Origin of the sequence: Neisseria sp., from assembly GCF_041804105.1 — a bacterium.
GTDB lineage: Bacteria > Pseudomonadota > Gammaproteobacteria > Burkholderiales > Neisseriaceae > Neisseria.
This window is the reverse complement of sequence record NZ_JBHCJY010000085.1, coordinates 1-2707: the sequence shown is the minus strand read 5'-3', so window position 1 is coordinate 2707 and position 2707 is coordinate 1. Positions and strand designations below refer to the sequence as shown.

Genomic DNA, 2707 nt, shown 5'->3' with positions numbered 1-2707 from the left:
TCGAGCAGTGCCCGGGCGCTGATTTTGCGGGTTTTCCGTTGTTTCGGAGGGACTTGGGGAGCCGGCGGGCGTCTCCAAAGCGTGATGGTGGAGATGGCGATGCCGAATTCTTTTGCGGCTCTACGAATCGTCCATCCTTGATGGAGTTTTTTGAGCACGAGTTGTTTGAAGTCTTGTGAATAGGCCATGGTGGAATTGTATCGAATAATATGTTTATTTGATATAGCATACATTTTTGGTTTACAGCAAACCAATCGGTTAAGTAAGGCCGTCTGAAAAATATTTTTTAGACGGCCTTTGTTTGTGTTTGACGGTATTTTTAAGTGCGGACATTTTGCTGTTCTCTGAAATACAGCAGCAAATCCCGGAATGCGTTCGGGTCTTTGATAAACGTCATCTCCCCTTCTTGGGGAAAATGGAAGTCGAGCAGCCGCGACACCCAAAAGCGTACGCAGCCTGCGCGTTGCGCGACGGGGTAGTAGGCACGTTCGGCTTCGCTGAGCGGACGTATGCTCTCGTAACCCTGTACGAATGCGTCGGATAGGGCGGCATCAAGCGTATTGTCGGCATGCCGCGCCCAATCGTTGACGGCGATGGCCAGGTCGTACATGAAATTGCCGTTGCAGGCGTAGTAGAAATCGATGAAGCCGGCCACTTGTCCGCCGTCGAGCAATACGTTGTCTTTGAATAAATCGGCATGGATGATGCCCGAGGGCAGGGCGGTTTCATCCACGTTGTCGAGAAAGGCGATTTCTGATTGGAGCAGGGCGGCATCCTGCGGGTTCATTTCGGGCAGCAGCCGCAGGCAAGCTTCGTGCCACCATGTTTTATAGCGGGGGTTTTCCATTTGCAGCGGAAAGTTTTGTCCGGCCAAGTGCATTTTGGCGAGCATTGCGCCGGTGTTGAAGCACTGCTCCGCCGTTGCCCAGCCTGTATCCGCACCTTTGAGACAGGTAACGAGGCAGGCGGGTTTACCGGCCAATACGGAATCCATTTTGCCGTCTTTGCGTACGACAGGGGCGGGACAGGCAACGCCGTTTTTGCTCAGATGTTGTTTCAGCAGCAGGAAAAACGGCAGCTCCTGCTGCCGGAGCGTTTCAAATACCGTCAGCACGAAACGGCCTGATTCGGTGGTCAGAAAATAGTTGCTGTTGGTTACGCCCTGTGCAATTCCCTGCAAAGATACAAAACCGCCCAAGTCGTAATCCGCCAGAAAGGCGCGGATTTCATTGTCGGAAACACTGGTATAGACAGACATCGCTTTATCCGCAAATCGAAAGAAAAAATCAGCGCACATCATATCAAAAGGACGGATGGCGCGATAGGCAGAGGCCGTCTGAAAGTTTCAGACGGCCTCTGCGGAAAGGGCTTAACGGTGTGTGTAAAAACGGCTTTTGAAATACACGTCGGCACCTTCGCGCAACAATACTTGTGTTACCGCTGCCAGCGGCAGCCCCGCCAGCATGCCGACGAAGCCCATCAGTTGCCCGAATGCCATCAGTGAAAAAATCACCCAAAACGGCGACAAACCGATGCGGTCGCCGACGATTTTAGGCGTGATGATGAAACTTTCGAGAAGCTGTCCCACCGCAAATACCGCCCACACTGCCGCCAAACCGTGCCATGTGGGAAACTGCAGCAACGCAGCCAAGGTTGCCAGCAGCAGGCCGGTAAATGCGCCCAGATACGGAACGAATACCAAAATCCCAGCAATCATGCCGATGGCAAAACCGGATTCGAGTCCCGTCAACATCAGGCCGATGCCGTAGAGCAAGCCCATGATCAGCATCACCATCAACTGTCCGCGCAGAAATTCCCCCAAAACTTTATCCATGCTGCCCGTAATGCGGGTATAGGTATCGATAAAGCGGCGGGGTACGAGCGAACTGATGCCGCGTGACCAACGTCGCCAATCAAGCAGAAAATAATAAAGCAAAAGCGGCAGTAGGATGAGGTTACCCAAGCTGTTCAAAACGTTACTGCTCTGCTGCACCAAAACAGGCATTGCCTTTTTTAATGTATTACTTAATTCGCCGGTATGCGACTGAAGCCATGCCATTACCGAACGGGTGTTGATTTTGATGTGTTCGCCGGTATGCTCATCCAGCCACGGCAGAAGTTTTGTCTGTACGAAATCCACAATTTTCGGCAGGCGTTCTACTAAATTATTGAATTGATTCAAAAGCATCGGAACAATAATCAATACCAGAGACAACAGCAGTAAAAGAGCAAATGCCATCACCAACATCGATGCAATACCGCGTTTGATGCGTTTGTGCTGTAACTTCTCTACCAGCGGATTAAGCACATAGGCCATTACGCCCGCTGCGATAAACGGCGACAGAATATTGCCCAATGCATACAGCAGCCATATCAAACAAACTGCCGAAACAGCTAAAATAATCCACGGCTTTGCGCCGCGCGGTCTTCTTTGGTACATAGTAAATTGGAAGTATTTTACGTTTTTCAGACGGCATCAAGCATAACAGTTTGAACTCCGATTTGCACAGATTCTTCAGAATCTTTTGTACAAGAGACAGTTTGAAGACTACGGGAAAGGTATTGGTTTTCAAAAAAATTCTGTTGTTAGGCAAGGGATTGAGATTTTGTGCGGTGATTTTTGTCTGTCGGGAGTTGACTGTTGAGTGGGGTGTTGTGTATAGTTCGCCTTCTTCGCTGCACGGTTGAACCGGAGGCGGACGCTCTT

4 protein-coding genes are annotated in these 2707 nt (G+C 50.4%); all 4 read right to left on the bottom strand.

Annotation, left to right across the window (positions count from 1 at the left end; translation table 11 throughout):
* Positions 1-188, bottom strand: a 188-nt coding sequence (locus ACEYDX_RS07870) for a helix-turn-helix domain-containing protein (RefSeq protein ID WP_373741466.1), incomplete at its 3' end; no start/stop codon positions are given.
* A 131-nt stretch (positions 189-319) separates the two neighbouring features.
* Entirely contained in the window at positions 320-1258 is a 939-nt protein-coding gene (gene thrB, locus ACEYDX_RS07865) for a homoserine kinase (RefSeq protein ID WP_373741465.1), read from the bottom strand.
* A gap of 111 nt (positions 1259-1369) precedes the next feature.
* The gene (locus ACEYDX_RS07860; RefSeq protein ID WP_373741467.1) at positions 1370-2401 is read right to left on the bottom strand and encodes an AI-2E family transporter; all 1032 of its coding nucleotides are present in this window, start codon (positions 2399-2401) and stop codon (positions 1370-1372) included.
* The coding region (locus ACEYDX_RS07855) for a hypothetical protein (protein ID WP_373741468.1) at positions 2301-2707 on the bottom strand (407 nt) is incomplete at its 5' end. The genes ACEYDX_RS07860 and ACEYDX_RS07855, both read right to left, overlap by 101 nt.